The sequence below is a fragment of the Vibrio taketomensis genome, from assembly GCF_009938165.1.
GTDB classification, from domain to species: domain Bacteria; phylum Pseudomonadota; class Gammaproteobacteria; order Enterobacterales; family Vibrionaceae; genus Vibrio; species Vibrio taketomensis.
The window spans coordinates 1515531-1535199 of record NZ_AP019649.1 but is presented as its reverse complement, the minus strand read 5'-3'; the positions used below and the strand labels follow the sequence as shown (position 1 = coordinate 1535199).

The 19669-nt window shown below is 44.0% G+C and carries 16 protein-coding genes and 3 pseudogenes; 8 read left to right on the top strand and 11 right to left on the bottom strand.

The genetic code is table 11. The features are described 5' to 3' along the window. Positions 1-18: 18 nt before the first annotated feature. The gene (locus tag Vt282_RS07085; protein WP_162046337.1) at positions 19-1389 is read right to left on the bottom strand and encodes an MATE family efflux transporter; all 1371 of its coding nucleotides are present in this window, start codon (positions 1387-1389) and stop codon (positions 19-21) included. Between the two features lie 231 nt (positions 1390-1620). Between Vt282_RS07085 and Vt282_RS07080 the strand changes: the two genes are divergently transcribed. Beyond that, entirely contained in the window at positions 1621-2235 is a 615-nt protein-coding gene (locus Vt282_RS07080) for a riboflavin synthase subunit alpha (protein ID WP_162062968.1), read from the top strand. A 54-nt stretch (positions 2236-2289) separates the two neighbouring features. On the opposite strand, the gene Vt282_RS07075 is transcribed toward Vt282_RS07080, so the two are convergent. Both Vt282_RS07075 and Vt282_RS07070 read right to left on the bottom strand, forming a co-directional pair. Continuing rightward, on the bottom strand, positions 2290-2493 hold the full coding sequence (locus Vt282_RS07075; protein WP_162046339.1) for a CPXCG motif-containing cysteine-rich protein: 204 nt from the start codon (positions 2491-2493) through the stop codon (positions 2290-2292). A 223-nt stretch (positions 2494-2716) separates the two neighbouring features. Next, positions 2717-3581: pseudogene (locus Vt282_RS07070) on the bottom strand (fructosamine kinase family protein). A 273-nt stretch (positions 3582-3854) separates the two neighbouring features. On the opposite strand from Vt282_RS07070, the gene Vt282_RS07065 reads away from it, so the two are divergent. Next, positions 3855-4199, top strand: a complete 345-nt coding sequence (locus Vt282_RS07065) for a DUF3802 family protein (RefSeq protein WP_162046341.1) — start codon at positions 3855-3857, stop codon at positions 4197-4199. Here the strand turns inward: Vt282_RS07065 and Vt282_RS07060 are convergent, their stop codons facing one another. Beyond that, positions 4200-4628 (bottom strand): C40 family peptidase, encoded by a 429-nt coding sequence (locus Vt282_RS07060; RefSeq protein ID WP_232055021.1) that lies wholly within the window; start codon positions 4626-4628, stop codon positions 4200-4202. It lies immediately after the preceding gene. 155 nt (positions 4629-4783) lie between these two features. On the opposite strand from Vt282_RS07060, the gene Vt282_RS07055 reads away from it, so the two are divergent. Both Vt282_RS07055 and Vt282_RS07050 read left to right on the top strand, forming a co-directional pair. Next, positions 4784-6832: a methyl-accepting chemotaxis protein gene (locus Vt282_RS07055; RefSeq protein WP_162062966.1), complete on the top strand. Its 2049-nt coding sequence runs from the start codon at positions 4784-4786 to the stop codon at positions 6830-6832. A 504-nt stretch (positions 6833-7336) separates the two neighbouring features. After that, positions 7337-8071: a beta-ketoacyl-ACP reductase gene (locus tag Vt282_RS07050; RefSeq protein WP_162046343.1), complete on the top strand. Its 735-nt coding sequence runs from the start codon at positions 7337-7339 to the stop codon at positions 8069-8071. A gap of 43 nt (positions 8072-8114) precedes the next feature. Here the strand turns inward: Vt282_RS07050 and Vt282_RS07045 are convergent, their stop codons facing one another. Continuing rightward, a complete protein-coding gene (locus Vt282_RS07045; RefSeq protein ID WP_162062965.1) occupies positions 8115-8903 on the bottom strand; it encodes a sterol desaturase family protein in 789 nt (262 codons plus the stop codon). 122 nt (positions 8904-9025) lie between these two features. Between Vt282_RS07045 and Vt282_RS07040 the strand changes: the two genes are divergently transcribed. Further along, positions 9026-9763 (top strand): tRNA-uridine aminocarboxypropyltransferase, encoded by a 738-nt coding sequence (locus tag Vt282_RS07040; RefSeq protein WP_162062964.1) that lies wholly within the window; start codon positions 9026-9028, stop codon positions 9761-9763. Between the two features lie 117 nt (positions 9764-9880). Further along, complete coding sequence (nagK, locus tag Vt282_RS07035; protein WP_162046346.1) at positions 9881-10789, top strand: N-acetylglucosamine kinase; 909 nt, start codon at positions 9881-9883, stop codon at positions 10787-10789. A gap of 56 nt (positions 10790-10845) precedes the next feature. On the opposite strand, the gene Vt282_RS07030 is transcribed toward nagK, so the two are convergent. From Vt282_RS07030 to Vt282_RS07005, 6 genes are read right to left on the bottom strand one after another with little or no spacing between them, the layout of a single operon-like run. Continuing rightward, complete coding sequence (locus Vt282_RS07030; protein WP_162046347.1) at positions 10846-11106, bottom strand: DUF2960 family protein; 261 nt, start codon at positions 11104-11106, stop codon at positions 10846-10848. A gap of 53 nt (positions 11107-11159) precedes the next feature. Further along, entirely contained in the window at positions 11160-12938 is a 1779-nt protein-coding gene (locus tag Vt282_RS07025) for a bifunctional molybdopterin-guanine dinucleotide biosynthesis adaptor protein MobB/molybdopterin molybdotransferase MoeA (protein ID WP_162062963.1), read from the bottom strand. Beyond that, positions 12935-13522, bottom strand: coding sequence for a molybdenum cofactor guanylyltransferase MobA (gene mobA, locus Vt282_RS07020; protein ID WP_162062962.1), 588 nt, complete (start codon positions 13520-13522; stop codon positions 12935-12937). Before mobA ends, Vt282_RS07025 begins: the two co-directional genes overlap by 4 nt. Next, positions 13500-14216 carry an energy-coupling factor ABC transporter ATP-binding protein gene (locus Vt282_RS07015; RefSeq protein ID WP_162062961.1) on the bottom strand — a complete coding sequence of 239 codons (717 nt, stop codon included), beginning with the start codon at positions 14214-14216 and terminating at the stop codon, positions 13500-13502. Before Vt282_RS07015 ends, mobA begins: the two co-directional genes overlap by 23 nt. Positions 14217-14224: 8 nt before the next feature. Then, complete coding sequence (locus tag Vt282_RS07010) at positions 14225-14923, bottom strand: ABC transporter permease (protein ID WP_162046351.1); 699 nt, start codon at positions 14921-14923, stop codon at positions 14225-14227. Positions 14924-14929: 6 nt separating this feature from the next. Further along, positions 14930-15748 carry an ABC transporter substrate-binding protein gene (locus Vt282_RS07005; protein ID WP_162046352.1) on the bottom strand — a complete coding sequence of 273 codons (819 nt, stop codon included), beginning with the start codon at positions 15746-15748 and terminating at the stop codon, positions 14930-14932. Between the two features lie 245 nt (positions 15749-15993). Between Vt282_RS07005 and Vt282_RS07000 the strand changes: the two are divergent. Further along, positions 15994-17435: pseudogene (locus Vt282_RS07000) on the top strand (sigma-54-dependent transcriptional regulator). Continuing rightward, positions 17425-19465 (top strand): annotated as a pseudogene (locus Vt282_RS06995) (sensor histidine kinase). Before Vt282_RS07000 ends, Vt282_RS06995 begins: the two co-directional pseudogenes overlap by 11 nt. Positions 19466-19669: the final 204 nt, after the last annotated feature.

Below are 19669 nucleotides of genomic sequence, written 5' to 3'. Positions count from 1 at the left end.
CTGACCTTTGGATTATTGTTATCGCTCGAGAGCGCTTAGTTGGAATGCTTCAGGTTGTTTGTGCATCCAATGTAGGCGAGCGCAAAGCATAATCGCGGCAGAAGTTAAACCAGTGATGATGCCGTACCAAAAACCGTCAACTCCCATTGGTGCGACGATCCAATCGGTCATGCCGAGGATGTAACCACTCGGAAGGCCAATCACCCAATAAGCAAGAAAGGTACGTTTAAATATCGCTGCCATATCTTTGTAACCACGTAATGCTGCCGCTGCCACAACCTGAAGTGCGTCGGTGCATTGGTAGATTGCGGCCAGTAATAATAACTTAAGTGCTACCGCGATAACTTCAGGGTTAGATGTGTACAACAATGCAATGTGTTCACGCATCACGATGGTAAAGCTTGCCGTGAATAGCGCCATACCAAGCGCAACCAGTAAGCCAACATGTGAGGCGACGCGTGCTTTATCTACATCATTTTCACCCAAGCGATATCCGACGCGAATACTCGTCGCGACACCAATACTCATCGGTAGCATGAAGACCAATGATGAGAAGTTAATCGCCACTTGGTGTGCTGCCACAATCATTGGGCCAAGCGGAGCAATCAATAGCGCGACCACCGCGAACAGGGTCACCTCGAAAAAGAGTGCAGCCGCAATCGGGAAGCCAAGTTTGAATAGGCGAACCAATGCTTTTACGTCGGGACGATAAAATGTGGCAAACAGCTGAATGTAGGCAACACGTTTTGCTGTCAGCACATAAAGTAGCAACAACAGCATCATCAACCAATACACTATCGCCGTTGCAACGCCACAACCAACGCCGCCCAAAGCCGGCGCACCGAATTTACCGTAAACGAATATCCAGTTCAGAGGAATATTGAAAAGTAGCCCAATAAAGCCAATTACCATCGCCGGTTTTGTCAGTGATAAACCATCGGTAAAACAGCGTAATGCCTGAAATAACAAGTAAGCAGGCACGGCAAACATCACGGCGTTCATGTAGCCAATGGTTTTGTTTGCCATTGAGGTCTCAACATCCATCATTTGCAGAATATATTGAGTCTGAAATAAAACACCAATGATTGGAATTGAGACCAACAAAGCCATGTAGATGCCTTGTTGAATTTCAAATGGAATATTTTGGAACTTAGAAGAGCCATTGAGTTGAGAAACAATAGGCACCAAGGCCATCAATAGACCAACACCAAATAAAATGGAAGGTAACCAGATACTGGATGCAATCGATACTGCTGCCATATCGGTGGCACTGACGCCACCCGCCATTACCGTATCAACAAACCCCATTCCGGTTTGTGCAACGGATGCGATGAGAACAGGGGTAGCTAATTTAATTAAGGTATTCGCTTCTTGTTTATAACGATGCACGAAAAGGACTCCAAAAAGGGAAAGTACAACGTATACCCAAACGAATTCAAGATGCCGTATTGAAGAGGAGCCAGTGAGTCGAAATCGCTGAAGACCGCGTCTACGGGTTATTGGGTATAATCTTATGTCATGTGCTTAAGAGCGAGCGCATTATACAGAAACTATTCGTATCGTCTTTTGTTTTAAGTTAGGTTATTAGCATCTTTATGGGAATGAATTTCAGGAGTTGTTATGTTTACAGGTATCGTTGCTGGTATGGCTGAAGTCGTCGCGATTGAGAAGAAAGAAAACTTTCAAACGCATACGATAAGCCTTGAAGGTAAGTTAAATGAAAATCTAGCGATTGGTGCTTCGGTAGCACATAACGGTTGTTGTCTGACAGTAACCAAAATTGATGGGAACAAGATTAGCTTCGACTTAATGCAGGAAACCTTAAGGCTCACTAACTTAGGTCAACTCAATGTTGGTGACAAAGTTAACGTAGAACGAGCGGCAAAGTTTGGTGATGAAATTGGCGGACATAGCATGTCTGGTCACATCTCTTTGATGGCAACCGTCACCGATGTCATTACTTCTCAAAATAACCGAACTGTTTGGTTCGAGCTTCCTCAAGACGCGATGAAATATGTGCTAGCCAAGGGGTACATTGGCTTAGATGGATGCTCTTTGACGATCGGTGAAGTGGTCGAGAATCGATTCAACGTACATTTAATCCCAGAAACATTAGAAAGGACGTTGTTCGGAACTCGCGAAGTTGGAGCGGCGATCAATGTCGAGTTTGACCCTCAAACTCAAGCGATTGTCGACACGGTCGAAAGGGTTCTAGCGGCAAAGCAACTCGCTTAGTAGTGAAAGTTGAAACAAACGAAAAAGAGCGCTTAGCGCTCTTCTTTATATTGCCTAGAAAATCTGTTCATCATCTGCATCGATCGTTAATTCGATCAGGTCCATTTGTTCGTTGACCACCATATTAAAGTGGATGGCATTGCAACACGCGGGACAATCGTCGTAAAAATCTTGATTGCCGTTTGATGCATCGAGGGTAATGCCGATAGAGTGACCGCAATGCGGGCAGGTGACCATTTTATCTGTGAAATTGCGCATAGACTCACCTCGTAGTTTACTTCTTCTTGCAACCATTTGTTGCCTACATTTAATGTTAAACATGTAAGTTACTTATGGTTGTGAATTAAGTGCAAAGTTTGATAGCGGACAGAATTTAGTCGTAGCAATCGAAACTTTTTCTCAAATACAAGGATTACCAACACATTTTTACCAAGCCGGATTCATTAAGTTATTGTTATATAAGTCTGAATGTAACAATTGGTTAATACGCTTGTATCCGTTCAATCAACATTTGGGCATCATCAAGATAATGACCACCAAATAGATTATAGTGGTTTAAAATGTGGTAGAGGTTGTAAATATGCTTGCGCTCATCGTAACCACTAGATAGCGGTGAGAGGCTTTCATAGCCACGGTAAAACTCTTCGTGAAAGCCGCCAAATAATTCTGTCATGGCAATATCACATTCACGATCACCCCAATAGCATGAAGGGTCATAACAGATTGGGCCAAATGCTGAATTGGCAACGTTGCCATGCCAGAGATCACCATGCAGTAGAGAAGGGCGTGGCTGATGGTGAGAGAGCAGGTCTTGAATCAACTTGGTGAACTCTGGAATATCGACCAGTGTTACGCCTTTCTCTTTGATTAATTGCAATTGCCAGCCAATTCGTTGGTCGGCAAAAAAGCGTGACCACTTCCGGTTCCATTGATTCGGTTGAATGGTGCTACCAATATAATTGTCTTGATCAAAACCGAATTCTTTTTGTTCTCCCCAGGAGTGAAGCTCAGCAAGTTGTTGGCCGAAACGAAAACTAGCGTCACTGCTTTCGAGTCGCTTAGTGGACAAGTAATTGAGGATAAGAAAAGAGTTGTGTTTCGAGTGGCCAATATCGACAAACTCTGGGACAAAGACAGTGCGGGTTTCTCGTAGAGCTTTTAAGTTCTCAGCTTCTACTTCAAAGTTAGCTAAAAACGCTCGACTGTTGACCTTCACGAAGTAACGTTGTTCACCGTCACTTATCATGTAGCTCTCACTAATATCACCACCGGAAAGCTTCGTTTTCCCGAATAGTGTATGAAAACATTAATGTCTCAGATAGTTGCTCAGAAATAGCCTGCCACATAGTCCACCTCTTGCTTCATCGATCTCTATCGTCATTGTAGGAGATAGATCACCGTAATTCCGATTTACACCGCAAAGAATTCAATCAATTGAGTAAATAACACCAATCATTTGATTGATTTGTGAACAGTGTCTTTGTTTAGACTGAGTGTTGTATTTCCTAAAGTGTCGCACAACCAACAATTTTGAGGTCAATATCACGATGTGGTTGTGAAATGTGAGGTGAATGTCTTAGTATAGAATTTGACTTTCACAGCCTTCATTGGGAGCAAAAATGGTAGTTGAGACAGAAGGATACTTGGCATTAATTGAGTATCTTGCATCCAATCTCGATGTATTTTCAAAAGAAGATGGTGATACAGGGTCTGAGAGTGTCGAAGATGTGGTAACGGATATGGTGGCTTCAAATATCATGGCGATATTTGAACAAAATCCAGAACTGCATTCGAGTGTTCGTTTTAAACTGTTGAAGGAAGCAGACTCGGTAGTAGCAGATTTGGCGGAAGTGCTTGCAGGCGCTTGGAAGCGGGCTGCAACAAACGAACAGATTGTATTTCTTGATGAATATATCGTCTTGGTGAAGAACCTATTTGATAACGCGGTTGCTAAGTACGACTAATTAATAGCTAAGGTGAGTAGTAACTCGCCTTACTTGCCAAAATTTATCCGCCCAGTAAGGGTTATCTAATCGAGAGATAATAACCCCTTTTGAGGTTGACGCATGTAAAAACTGTTTATCCCCGATGTAAACCCCCACATGTCGGGTAAACAACGAAGTCTTAAAGAACACCAAATCACCAATCGCCATATCATCATAATCCATCTCAACACCGACCTCGACTTGTAATTCCGTGGTTCTAGGTAATTGAATCTGCATTGCTTTATTTGCCGCAACTTGCACGAATGCGGAACAATCGACGCCATTGAGAGACGTTCCACCTAAGCGATAGGGTACGCCTTGCCATCTATGATACACGTTTAACAACGCCTCTCGCGTTTGCATCTGTTGTTGGAACGAAACAGTAGATTTAGATGCACTACATGCCATCAGTAACACAAGAAATGTCATAGCAAATAAGGGACGGAAACAAGCTGTAAAGTTTATAAGCATAAGATTTGTATAATAAATATGAAATGGTTGTGTAATAAAGCGTTCTTAAACTGCCAGCATTAAACTTTCGTATTAATTCATGCAAGGATGCTATGACAGATTGCTCTCAAAAGGCGTTTTCATTGTCGCTGATTCAGGCTATTTCAGCCATGTTTTTAAGTTTTATCCTGCTTGTGAGTACTCTTTCTTTCATTGGAAGTAGAGGTGTTGAACAAGTCGGAATTCATTTTAATGCGCTGTCAGAACATGCGTTACCTTTGTCAGAAACCAACGCAAAACTCATTCAATCGTTACTCGAGCAAACCAAATTAGTGAGTTTCGCTTCGCAAACCGAAGACAAGCAGGAACTTGAACAATATCAAATCAAAATTAGACAACAAATTGAATTGGCTCAAACGTTATATCAACAGCTTGTATCGGCATCTGAGGGCTATAACCAACATATTTACAATGTTTACACCAATGAATTAGCCTCGAGCATTGAGCGGTTAGCGCAACTTTCTCAGCATATTACCGTAGCGCAATTTCAGTTGCTGGATAAGCAATCCCTAATTGATTCACAGGTCACAAGTTTTCGTTATGGATTAAGCTCGCTCGGCCCTGAAATGAACCGTATTAGCGCAATTTTGTCGGTTGATAATCCAGAGTCTGCAGACGCGGCGAATCGATTTATTGCCAGTGCCAGTTCGATGGAAAGCACCTTTTTGCTACTGCTGATGCAGCGCGATGCAAAGCAAGCCCAACAAGAATACCGAGAGATGAGAAACAGGATTGCCGGTATCAATCTTGCTTATGATGATTTCTCGGCATGGCATCCCGATGTCGAGGAGTTTACGAGTTTAATTTCAGCGTATGATATGGTGAAAAGTGGGTTCGAAGATAAAGCGCTGCTGCAACATATTTTGCTCCGGTTGGCGTTGTACGAAACTCAAAATGAAACCGTTACTGAAATGCGCGAAGTTGCCAATCAAAGTGTCACTATTCTCAACCGAATCTCAAACAGTGCCCATGCTTTACTTCATCAACGTCAGTCGGATGTTTTACAAACCATCACCTCAATAAATCATACGTTCATGGGCAGCACGGTCGTGATCTTGTTGCTTGTTGGCACCGCTTGGCTGTTATTTAAACGATGGATTCAATCAGGGCTAAAACATATCCTTGATTCTCTGAGTCGTATTGCCGAGCACGATATGCAACGTTTATTAAACCAGCGTGGGCCCAAAGAACTCCAACAGATTGCGAGTCATTTAAATCGAGTCATAGTAGCGACCAATCAATCACTGACGGTTGTGACGCGAAATTGTGAAAGCTTGTATCAAGCTGCGGAGATCAGTCATGAAGCGGCAACGTGCACTAAGCAAAATATCGGCCTACAAAATGAAGCGCTGAGTCAGATGGCCGCGACGATTGGTCAATTAGAATCGGCGATAGGCCAGATAACGCAAATGACGCATATTTCATTTGATGAGTCCAACTTGGCGGTACAAGCGACCACAGAGGGCGTTCAAACCTTAAATCAAAACCACCGGCGTTTAAATGCGTTAGAGAAGACGTTTAATGCGAATGAACGTTCAATGTTGGCATTAGATAGCAAAGTAAAACAGATTTACGAGATGGTCGATTTCATATCGGGAATTGCCGAAAACACCAATTTACTTGCGCTTAATGCGGCTATCGAAGCGGCGCGCGCAGGAAATCATGGCAGGGGATTCGCCGTTGTCGCGGATGAAGTGCGTAAACTTGCGCAAGATACTTCAGTGCAAACTGACAGCATCCGCAAGCGGATGGCAGAATTAGTAGAATCAGCCGAACAGTCTCGCAAAGCGATGGAAGATACGCGCTTGGAAATGGGGTATGCGCTTCAGTCGAGTGATGAGGTCAAGCATGCGTTTGAAGATATTGAAACTTCTATTACAGCTATTCGAGCTCGTTTTGAGCAAATCGCAGTGGCAACGGAACAGCAGCAGCAAGCAACTTTGGACGTTACTCGACACATTACAGAAGTCACCGAGCAGGGTGAGTTATCAAACACGCAATTGGAATCGATGGTCGAGATTTCTGAACACGTCTCATCGATTGCAGAAGATCAGCAATCGATGCTGCACAAGTATAAGCTAAGTCACCATCTTTCGTGTTAGTGAGTGGTATGTGCGTTACAAGGTAACGAAAGGTCTGGTGGTTTGCTTTTATCTAGTTTTTATCGTGTTCATTAAGATTTTTCCTTATAGAGATAGTCATGTGCCAACTGTTTGTAATATATGAAATAACGGCAATAAAGCTGACGTAAAATCACTCTGATGACAATGAAGCTGATGAGAAATTAATGCATCTAGTTTCCTAGCGACTATTATTACCAAGGGTTCATTGTTGATTTTAAAAGTGGTGTTTGTCGCCCAAAACCAAAATTAGAAACCTTAAAGTTTGATTAGATTTGTTAAGTATGATGGATTATTTCTGATTTGATCCATTTTCAACTTAGTCACATAAACATAGCCAGATTGAATAACGCGCAGGATGAAACTCTCGGTGAGAGCAAAGTTAGTCAAAAAAATGGGAGTCCAACTCAGTCTTGCGATGATACAACTTACTGAAGTTAAGTTAGTTGAACAGATTTTTTTTCCAAGCCCAACAAGGAAACAGATATGTTTAATAGCAAAATCTGCGTAGTGACAGGCGCAGCGCAAGGGATCGGACGTACAGTTGTCGAACGTTTCGCTAACAATGGTGCGACTATGGTGTATGCGCTGGACATGAATGGAGATGTATTGAACGAAGCGTTCATGAATCAGAGTAACGTTAAGCCCATAGTGGTTGATATATGTGATCGACCAGCCATTACCGACTTGGTTGAACAGATCAAAAGTGATTACGGTCGAGTTGACGTTTTAGTGAACAACGCCGGTATTACTCGTGATGCATTGATTGAGAATATGACCGAACAAGACTGGGATTTGGTGGTCGATGTTAACCTCAAAGGTGTGTTTAATGTTACGCAAGCTATCGCACCAATTATGGTTGCTCAGGATTACGGTTCAATCATCACTATGTCTTCTGTCGTCGGGACCGATGGCAATATTGGTCAATCGAATTATGCGGCGACCAAAGGCGGTGTCATTGCAATGACAAAAACTTGGGCCAAAGAGTTTGCGCGTAAAGGCGCTCAAGTTCGAGCCAATTGTGTGGCACCAGGCTTTGTTGAGACACCAATGACGGCAGACTTGCCAGAAAAAGTGCTGGATATGATGAAAGATAAGACACCGCTGAGCAGAATGGCAACACCAGAAGATATTGCCAATGGGGTAGAATTCTTAGCCAGTGACAAGTCGAGCTTTATTACTGGACAAGTTCTCAAAATTGATGGTGGTTTGGTGCTTTAATCAAACTAAAACATTGTTTATACAAAGGAGCCTTCGGGCTCCTTTATTGTTTGCGAAATGGCTGAGAGAGCATTTTATCTAGCCATTGCTCTCTAGATTGACGAAACAAGGGAAGACCAATTTCTACGTCGTGATGGCCTAATTGCGGTTGTGTGCAGTAGGTTGAAAACAATCGATCCCATATTGATAAAAAGAAACCAAAGTTGGAGTGGGTCTCTTTAACGACCACCGAATGATGAACTCGGTGCATGTCGGGTGTGACGACGATTTTTCGCATCCATTTATCAATTCTCAGCGGAAGCTTAGCGTTGCTGTGATTAAACATCGCGCTGGCGTTAAGGATGATCTCGAACACCAGCACAGTGATTGGTGACAATCCAAAGCTAATGACAATCGCAATTTTAATCCACATCGAAAGCAGGATCTCAATGGGGTGGAAGCGAGCGCCAGTTGTGACGTCAATGTCTTGATCTGCATGGTGCATACGATGTAGACGCCACAGCCATGGAACACGGTGAAAAACGACATGTTGCGTATAGATAGCGCAATCCAAAATCAAAATGCCGATTAAGACGGACAGCCATAATGGTGCCGTCATCCAGTTAAATAACCCTATATGACCGCTTTGCGCCCACAAAGCGGCTTCGATTGCCATCAAGGGCATCAGTAACGCGAGTATAAAAGAATTCAAACCGACGAGCCCAAGGTTGTTAACCCAACGAGTCACTTTGTTTTGCGTGAGCTTTTTACGTGGAGCGCACCATTCCCAAACGAAACAGAGAAACAAAACGGCTAGGAAAAAGCTCAAGCGGATCATATCTGAATTTTGCATTCGTGTTCCTTGATATTGTGGTTGGCTGACAATAGGACTATTTGTTGACGCTCAACGCTTGCATAGATTACTCAGCAAAGTAAAATCTGACGCCTTAATTTCCCCATTATCAGTCAAATCGCATGAGAATCCACGCTTTTCATCATCTCTATCAATATCGCTTAGCGCAATCGACCAGAGCCTTTAATGCCAGAGGCAGCAAAGTGGAGCGTTGTCAGTATTGCCAAGTAGCGACCAAGTTTTGCATTTGCGAATATCAGCCAAATATCGAGACAAATGCTGCGGTCATGTTGATTGTGTCTGACAACGAAGTGTTTAAACCAAGCAATACCGGTCGTTTGATATTAGATACGGTGCAAGAAGGGTATGCGTTTCAATGGAGCCGCACCGAGCCAGATGCGCAGATGCTTGAGCTATTGCAAAACCCAAACTATCAGCCGCTGTTAGTGTTCCCTGAAGACTATGTTGATGACAAGCAACGTGTGGTCAACGAGGCATTACCGACTTTTTGTCAGGGGAAAAAACCGCTGATGATCTTACTCGATGGCAGTTGGCGTGAAGCGAGACGTATTTTTCGCAAGTCTCCGTATCTTGATAATTTGCCGGTGGTATCGATTCAGCCACAAGCTCTGTCTCAGTATATGATGCGAAAATCTGACAATGAGCAACACCTTGCTACTGCCGAGGTTGCGATGTTGGTTTTAGAGCAATTAGGGGAAATCCAAGCATCAAAAACGTTAGATAGTTGGTTTAGAGTGTTTCGCGAAAGCTACATGATGAGTAAAACTCGCCTTAAAGTGGATCTTTCGCGACCTGAACTAAATCGCTTTTTGGTCGAAAATACGCATTCAGATCATTGATATTTAGTCATAAATTCTGGTCAAATGGTCTTATTAGCGATGGGTCACGGATTCTAACCCTGCTGTTATGGATAATACGAACGCATTTTTGAAATAAAATTTCTGGGAGAAATTAAGATGTACTACGGCTTTGACGTTGGCGGCACAAAAATTGAGTTTGGTGCATTTAACGAAAAACTAGAGCGTGTTGCGACGGAACGAGTACCGACCCCAACCTCTGATTATCAAGAGTTGCTAGATGTAATTGCGGGCTTGGTAAGCAAGTATGACCAAGAATTCCAGTGTGAAGGCAAAATTGGCTTAGGTTTGCCTGGCATGGAAGATGCTGATACAGGCGCTATTCTGACTGTTAATATTCCTGCGGCAAAAGGTCAACCGCTGCGTAAAGATCTTGAAGCAAAAATTGGCCGCAGCGTAAAAGTGGACAACGATGCGAACTGTTTTGCGCTTTCTGAAGCGTGGGATGATGAACTAAAAGATGCACCATCAGTAATGGGCCTTATTTTGGGCACAGGTTTTGGCGGCGGCCTTGTTTATGAGGGTAAAATCTTCTCTGGTCGTAACCACGTAGCGGGCGAGTTAGGGCATATGCGTTTGCCAATCGATGCTTGGTTCCATCTTGGTGAAAATGCACCGTTATTCGCTTGCGGTTGTGACAAGAAAGGCTGTATCGACAATTACTTGTCAGGTCGTGGCTTTGAAATGCTATATGCTCATTACTACGGCGAGCAAAAGAAAGCGATCGAAATCATCAAAGCACAAGCAGAAGGCGAGCCTAAAGCGGTTGAGTTTGTTGAGATGTTTATGGAGTTCTTGGCGATTTGCTTTGCGAACATCTTTACAGGTAACGACCCGCACGTTGTTGTGCTAGGTGGTGGCTTGTCTAACTACGATTTGATCTATGAAGAAATGCCAAAGCGTGTTCCTAAACACCTGCTTTCTGTAGCAAAATGTCCGAAGATCGTGAAAGCAAAACATGGCGATTCAGGTGGCGTTCGTGGCGCAGCATTCCTAAATATCAAATAATCGACAGTTTGATATAAAAAGGGCTTCCAAATGGAAGCCCTTTCAATTGGATTAAATTACTTCTTACCGACACCACGGTTTTCTTTTGGCTTAAGCGCAATTTTACCAAAGCCAAGCTTTTTAAAGTGATTGTCACGGTAGTTACGTACCGCTTTGGTATCAGAAATTAGCTCTAGTTGCAGTTCCATTTTTAGGTATTCAGTAATATCGATGCCTTCCGCTTCGGCAACGGCTTCATGAATATTACGGTGCTGCTGGTAAGAGAACAGAAGTTCTTTTTCTTGTTCTTTATACGTGTAAATAATTGTACGAGCCATAGTGCTTAACTTATATCAAATGAAAGGCCAGCAAATGGCTGGCCTAGAATGGGTTAGATTCTGCCTTGAAGTGGAATAATTGTCACGCTTTCTCCGACTTTTACTGTATCAACAGCAGGGGAGATTTCGATAAGACAATTGGCTTCGCTCATTGAGCGCAAAATACCAGAGCCTTGTTTACCCGTTGTTCGAACCGTCAATCGGCCAGCGCTGTCTATTTGATAGACACCACGACTAAATTCAGTACGGCCCTGTTTTGAGCGCAGATCTTCAGTCGCAATCGCATTGACTTTAAGTGGCTGCCAGTTCAGTTCACCCTGCATTTTACGTAGCGCTGGTTCAACAAAGTTAATAAACGACACCATTACGGCAACTGGGTTTCCAGGTAGACCAAAGAATGGTTTGTTGTTGATTTGACCAAAGGCGAGTGGGCGACCCGGACGCATGTTGATGCGCCAAAAATCGATTTGGCCGAGTTTATCAAGCGCCAGTTTGATGTAGTCTGCATCACCCACCGACACGCCGCCTGAAGTGATCACTACATCCGCTTGTTGGCTGGCATTTTCGATGGCATCAATCATTACTTGTTCATTGTCTTCAAGGATACCGAAGTCAATGATTTCACAACCTAGTTTTTCGAGCAGACCCATGATGGTAAAACGATTTGAGTCATAAATCGTATTTGGCTTTTGTTCGCTGCCTGGCGCTTGAACTTCATCACCGGTTGAGAAGAGGGCAACTTTGAGTTTACGGTAAACATTTGCCTGACCAAAACCCAGTGACGCTAGCATTCCCATTTCAGCCGATTCAATACGAGTACCTTGGGTAAAGACATCTGCACCAATTGCTAAATCTTCACCCGATTGACGCACGTTTTGTCCCGATTTAATGTACGCTCCGTTAAAAGTGACACTGTCACCATTCTGTGTTGCTTGTTCACGCATCACAACTGTGTCAGCGCCGCTTGGCATTGGGGCGCCCGTCATGATTTTTACCGCTTGACCAGCAAGAACTTCTTGTTCGTAAGCATGGCCCGCCATCACTTCTGCGACCACTTGGTAAGAATCGTGCTCAACGTCATCACCGCGAATCGCAAAACCGTCCATTGCTGAGTTGGTGTATTGTGGCACGTTCACTGGCGAGATGACGTTGTCTGCGATGACTCGGTAATAACTGTCTTGCATCAGGCAAGATTCTGTTTCCGTTACTGGGTTAACCAGCGAGAGAATTTTCTCTTGGCCCTGCGTCACTGATAAAAATGCTGGTGATAGGGTATCGCAACATCCAGTTGAGGTGATCTCTTTGCCGATTTCACCTTTACGAGCGACAAAATCCAGCACGAAGGCTTTGATTGATTCCAGATCATTAATATTCAACTGCGGTAACTCAGTGTCAGTGACCTTGCTATCCGCTGCGATGGCGATGATGTTGTCATCGTTCGGGTATAGCCAAGGTTTGCCCACTTCTTCGCGATGTAATTCAATTTTTGGAAAGGCGATGTTTTTACATCCTTCGACCAAAATGACATCGAGTTTTTGTTGATCGAAGCGACTCAGCAGGTAATGAAATTCCGATTCGATTTCAGGCGTTTCGGTCATCAAGGCATAGCGATTGCGTGATGATATCAGCATTTGGCTAGCACCAGCTTTGCGCAGACGGTAGCTGTCTTTGCCTGGTTTATCGACGTCAAAGTTGTGGTGAGCATGCTTTAGCATACCGATGCGTAAACCCGCTTCGGTTAATTTCGGTAGCAAGGCTTCGATTAGGGTTGTTTTACCGGTACCTGAATAGGCAGCAAAGCCGAGAATAGGGACTAAATGGCGTGTCGTCATGATTCTAAGGTTCCAAATTGTGCTAACTCTTCAGGAGTATTTAAATTTACAAAGCAGTTTCGCTCGTCGCTGAAGTCGACATAGGCGGTATTACACTCTTGATAAAGCAAAATGATCTTGCGATCGCCGCGCTCTAGAAATGCCGTGAGTTTTGGTAATACGCGCTTATGATAAAGCGTAAATACAGGCTGTTGATGATCGCCATCGTGCGCAACAAGAATGTCACTGTCAGCGGTAACTTGCGTGCAAAAACGTTCAACCAAGTCGAGGCTGATTTGTGGGCTATCACATGGAACGAAACCAACCCAATCGGTTGGCGCGTGAATTAGCCCGGCATGAATACCGCCCATTGGACCCGGATAATCGGCAAATTGGTCGCTAAATACCGAGCCAAACTGAGCGTAGTCAGCTTGATTACGGTTTGCGTTGATTAGAATGTGAGGGGTTTGCGGCGACAAGCGTTCAATAACGTGCTGAATTAGCGGCTTATTATTTAGTTCGATCAGACCTTTGTCTTTGCCGCCCATGCGGCTGGCTTGTCCGCCAGCCAAAATGACCCAACTAGTTTGCGTTGGATTTAGCATAGGAATTCTCTTGTTCTTTATCAGTGATGATTTGTAACAATGGAGACTCTATCAGAGTTGACTCTTTAATCCACCATTGTTTACGACATAAATCTGTTAATGCGTTCTTTTGGTGGCTGGTAATGACGATGCTTGACCCTTTTTTGAGCAGATCTTTAGCAAGTATGACTAAGCGGTCAATGGATTCTTGGTCGAGCGAAGCACTAGGTTCGTCCATAAGAAGAATAGAAGGGGTCAGAATCCATGCACGAGCCATTGCTACTCGTTGTTTTTCGCCGCCAGATAGAACACAAATGTGCTCGTCCGCTAACGTTTCAAGGCCCACCATGCGCAGAGCATTAATGACTAACGCTCGTTTGTCTTGAGCTGGAATACTTTGATATCGAATACCATAGGCGACGTTTTCGTATACTGTACCATCAAATAGGTAAGGAGATTGATGCAAATACACCACATCGCGTCGACCGCTACGAGGAAATACTCGTTGCAGCAGTGAATCGTTGGGTGCGTTCACTTTGCCGGTTGTTGGCTTCATCAAACCCGAAAGTATTTTGAGTAATGTCGTTTTACCGACACCGTTATCGCCGCGCAGATAAATGGCATCATTTGGCCCGACAGACAGTTCAGGAATATGGAACAGCACTCTGTCTTTAAATCGCATCGAAACTTGTTGAGCAGTTAATTTAATTGTCATAGATGCCCTTAAGTTCTCAAATAGCCGCGACCGCGCATACTACTGAGCATAAAATTGAGTACTAGTGCTAATGAAAGTAGCACAATACCGAGTGCTACACCTTGTGCAAACGCGCCTTTATGGCTTTCCATTGATATTGCAGTAGGAATGTTGCGGGTTACACCCATAATGTTTCCACCGACCATCATTGAACAGCCCACTTCCGTTACGATACGCGAAAATGCGGTAATGGTGGAGGCGAGGAGCGGGAAACGCGTCTCCCAAATCATGGTTGCAGTCAGGCGAGGGATGGATGCTCCAAGAGTAATCGCGGTCTCTACGGCGCGTCGGTCGCTCGATTGAAGCGCACCGTGCATCATGGCAACTAAGACCGGGAAACAGATAAGAGCTTGGCCCAAGACCATCGCTTTTTGGGTGAAAAGCATTTGCCAATCACCCAATGGGCCCGCACGAGACAACAACATATAAAGCAGTAAACCGATGACTACGGTTGGTACGGCTTGCAGTGTGTTGATAAGCGACAAAAGAGTCCATTTGCCGCGAAAATCTGTGTAGGCGAGAGTAAACGATAAGAGTACCGCTGGCAGTAACACCAGAGAGATCGCTGTTAAAGATACGCTAAATGAGACCCCAACGATTGCGATTAAGTCGGGGTCAAAACTGACTAATAACGCCAGCGCTTCAAGAGTAGTCTGCCAGAGGCTCATAAACGTTTATTTCTCGTTAGCGTTCGCAACAAACAGTTGCTTGCCGTTCAGTTTAAAGTCGTTGATCAGTTCTTGACCGTGCGCGCTCACTAGCCAATCACTGAAGGTTTTTGCACCTTGGTAGTTGATCGTTGGGTAACGCTCAGGGTTTACTAGAATCACTTGGTATGGGTTAAATAGATTTTTATCGCCTTGCAGCAAAATCGCCAAGTCTAGTTTGTTTTGGTAAGCCAACCATGTACCACGGTCAGTTAGAGTGTAGCCTTGCATTTCTGACGCCATGTTTAGCGTTGGGCCCATGCCTTGGCCAACAGAACGGTAACCGCTGAACGTTGGTTCCATCTTAGTTTGTGCCCAAATGCCTTTTTCTTTCTTGTCAGTACCTGAGTCATCACCACGTGATACGAACGTAGAATTAGAGTTTGCGATTTGTTTGAACGCGTCAGCAACGGTTTTTTGCTCTGCTACTTTTGCAGGATCGCTTTGTGGGCCAACCAGTACAAAATCGTTGTACATTAGTTTGCGTGGCAATACACCGAAACCGCTATCTACAAATACTGCTTCCGCTTTTGGTGCGTGGGTCATGACCAAATCCACATCACCATTTTCACCCATTTTAAGGGCTTTGCCAGTACCTGCTGCAATCACATCCACTTTGTAACCCGTGTCTTTTTCAAATTCAGGCAGAAGGTAATCAAGTAGGCCAGAGTGGTAGGTACTAGTAGTGGTAGCTAAGCGCAAGTGTGGTTGCTCTTCTGCGTGAGCAGAAAAGCCAAAAACGAACATTGACGCTGCAGCGAGGAGATACGTAATCTTTGCTTTCATTGTTATTTTTTCCATAGTGTGAGTCTAAGGGACTTCTAAACGCAATCACTGAAATGATTGTGTACCATCAGGTGAGTTGCTATTAGCAATCTAAATGCCAACTTTTTCGCTTAAATATCAAGCAAATTACTTCAAAATTGTGGACAAAAAGTGCCTTTGCGACAAAATGTCTCACAATTGCTCGATCGAGCGGATAAATCCTTGGTACACTCTGTCCCAACAGCAACATTTTAACGAGATAAGTTATGTCTACTTCTTTTGACGCAAATCAGGTGCTTCAGTATCAAGCGTTCTCTGTATTGGTCGTTGATGACGAACCCGGTATGCAAGCCATTTTAAAGAAAGCACTAAGCAAATGGTTTTCGAAAGTAGACACTGCCGGCAGTATTGAGCAAGCAGAGACACTTCGCCTCGATAATCACTATGACCTTATAATTTTAGACATTAACTTGCCGGGGCGCTCGGGTATTGAGTGGGAAGAGGCATTTAATGATGACGAGCGTCGTGCTGATGTGATCTTTATGACTGGTTACGCCGATCTAGAAACCGCGATTTCTGCACTTAAACTTGGCGCGACAGACTTTATTCTCAAACCTTTTAACCTCAGCCAAATGTTGCAGTCAGTGCAGCGTTGCATGGATAAGCGACTGAATGAGCGTTTGCAGTATGCGCTAAGTCGTGATGTTAAGCGCCACATTGTGAGTGAAATCGCGGGGTGTTCGGACAAAACTACACAACTTCGCTATCTGATTAATCAGTTCGCACCATCACGTGCCTCTGTGTTAATCGAAGGTGAGTCTGGCACCGGTAAAGAGTTGGTTGCACGCGGCGTGCACGAGGCAAGTGAGCGTAGTGGCCCATTTGTCCCGCTGAACTGCGGCGCGATTGCACCGGAACTTTTAGAGAGCGAATTATTTGGTCACACCTCGGGGGCATTTACCGGGGCAAAAAAAGGCCGCGAAGGTTTGTTTCGTGTTGCCAATGGCGGCACGTTATTTCTCGATGAAATTGGCGAGATGCCCTTTCAATGCAATCGGCCTTATTGCGTGTGTTAGAGCAGAGGGCGATCCGCCCGGTAGGCAGCGAAAAAGAGATCAGTATCGATGTGCGCGTGGTTGCGGCGACTAACCGCAACTTACAACAAGAGGTTGCTAAAGGTAACTTCCGCGAAGACCTATTCTATCGATTGAATGTGTTAAAAATTGATGTCGCGCCACTGCGTGAACGTAAGCAAGACCTCAAAGAGCTTGTGCCTTTCTTTACTAAAATGCTCTCCAATGAGCTGGGTATCGCTGATCCAAACTGGGCTCATGAAGATATCGAAGCGCTGCACAATTACGATTGGCCTGGGAACATTCGTGAACTAAAAAACCTCATTGAACGTTGCCTATTGTTGGGTAAACCACCTGCGCATTACTGGAGAGAATTAAATGTCACACTGAAACCAGTCGTCGCAACGGCGCAGACTGTGGAGCCTGAAGTGCGCAGTGACGTTACCATGATGAACGGTGAGGGCTATCCGAACTCTTGGACGTTAAAAGATGTGGAACGTTCGCACATTCAGCAATTAGTTGACTTTCATGATGGTAATAAGTCGGCGGCTGCCCGTGATTTGGGCGTGGCGCGAAAAACGTTAGAGCGAAAATACAAAGAGTGGGATGCTGAGGATTGTGGCAATGCCGAATAACGGAACACAAAATCACACCAGCTTTTTCGGTAAATGGCGCTATCGCTTTAAAACGATGGTGCGCTACCGACTGATGTTTCTGACATCTGCGCCGATTGTATTAACGTTGATGGCTCTTATCGGCATTACGATTTATTGGTCTATTCACTACACGTGGCAAAGTACGCTAATTGACGTGTCTGAGAGGTTAGAAGTCGCCAATAATAGTATTGAGCTAATCCAAACAACGCAGTCAAACCACGTTGTCGCTTTTGCTGAGTCTTATGACTTTCGTACCCGTTTACAAAGCGATATGACAGAAGCGGACTTTCGCAAGTGGGTAGCCAGTCAGAAAGAGCGCTATCAGCTTGATTTTCTTTGTTTTCATCCAGCGCGTGAGCAAGAGCAAACCAACTACATTCAACTGAGTCAAAAAGATGCATTTTTTGACTTGCTTGATCAAGATGAGTTGATACAACTCGATGAAGATTTAGCAGTAAGAGCGCAAATTCCAATTTTAGATAGTGGGAAAGTTGAAAATCGTGGCTTGGTAAGTCGTACCGTGGTTCCAGTTCGAGATAATCAGCAGAAAATCATCGGTTATCTTGATGGTGGGTTGCTGCTAAACAACAGTACGCACTTAGTCGACCAAACTCGTGACTTAATTTATCCCAGTGAACAGGACTTTTTGCGACCACTTGGCACATTGACCCTGTTTTTAGGCGATTTACGTGTTAGCACTAATGTACCGCTCGATAGCTCGGAGCATGTGGGACGAGCGATTGGTACACGCGTATCAAGTGAAGTGCGAGATGAAGTGCTAGGCCTTGGTAAAACATGGGTGGATCGCGCCTATGTTTACGATGCTTGGTACATCAGTGCTTATCAGCCGATTTTAGATAATAACGACAAAGTGATCGGTATGCTTTATACGGGCTATTTAATGTGGCCTTTCATCAAAGCTTATGTTACCAACATCGCTGAAGTCAGTTTCACCACCATTATTTTGCTGATTATCTCAGGCGTAATGGTTTATCGCGGATCACGGGACTTATTTAATCCGATTGAACATATTTACCGCGTGGTAAAGATGATTCAATTAGGTAAAGAAACCCGTATTGGTCCATTGGGTCTTGATGATGAGCATGAGCTCGCTCAGCTTGCTAAGCAGTTCGATAATATGCTGGATTTGTTGCGCCAACGTAAAAACGAGCTCAAGTTCGCCGCAGAAGAGTTAGAACGCAAAGTGCAAAATCGAACTGCGAGCCTTGAAGAGAAAACCGCAGAGCTTGAGTTACATATTCGTTTGTTAAATCAAACTCGTGACAAACTGGTTATCCACGAAAAATTATCAGCACTGGGTGAGTTAACCGCCGGTATCGCCCATGAGATTAATAACCCAAGTGCCGTTATTTTGGGGAATGTCGAACTGATTCAGTTTGAACTCGGTGATGATGCAAAAAGAGTTGAAGAAGAGTTGGAAGCGATCCACGCTCAGATCGATCGTATTCGTAATATCACTCGCAGCTTACTGCAATATAGCCGACAAGGTGGTGTACAAGACGAAATCACTTGGCAACACGTTAACCCAATCGTTGAAGAGAGTATCACTCTGGTCAAAACGGGGACCAAAAAGCGCGATATTGAATTTGTGACCAATCTAAAAGCGCACAGTTCGGTCGAAGTGAATCGCCATCAACTACTACAGATTTTGGTGAACCTGCAAATGAACGGGATTCATGCAATGCAGGGTAAAGGTCGTTTGACTATTTCGAGTGAAGATTGGCTCGAACATGGTGAAGAAATGGGCACTCATTCACATTCAGGACGAAGGGACTGGGATTAAGCCTGAAAATCTCAAACGTATTTTCTCACCTTTTTACACCACCAAACGCGATGGAACAGGCTTGGGCTTGTCGGTATCACAAAGTATTTTAAGTCAAACTGGTGGTGAGCTTACGGTTGAATCGGAATGGGGGAAAGGAAGTTGCTTTACGATTCGTCTTCCTAAAAAAGCGGATATCCATTTGCTGGTTACGACTGATTTATAAAACACCAAAGAGCCTCTTCGGAGGCTTTTTTAATGTTGTTTTAAAGAGCTTTTATTATTTTAAATATATCGACATAAATAGCATTATTTAAAAATGCTGAACCAATCTCTCATTAAATCTTTATTTCTATGAATGCAGATTAATATTTGCATGGAGATGAATATATCAATCAACACTTCATTTAATTAACAATTGGAATAAAAA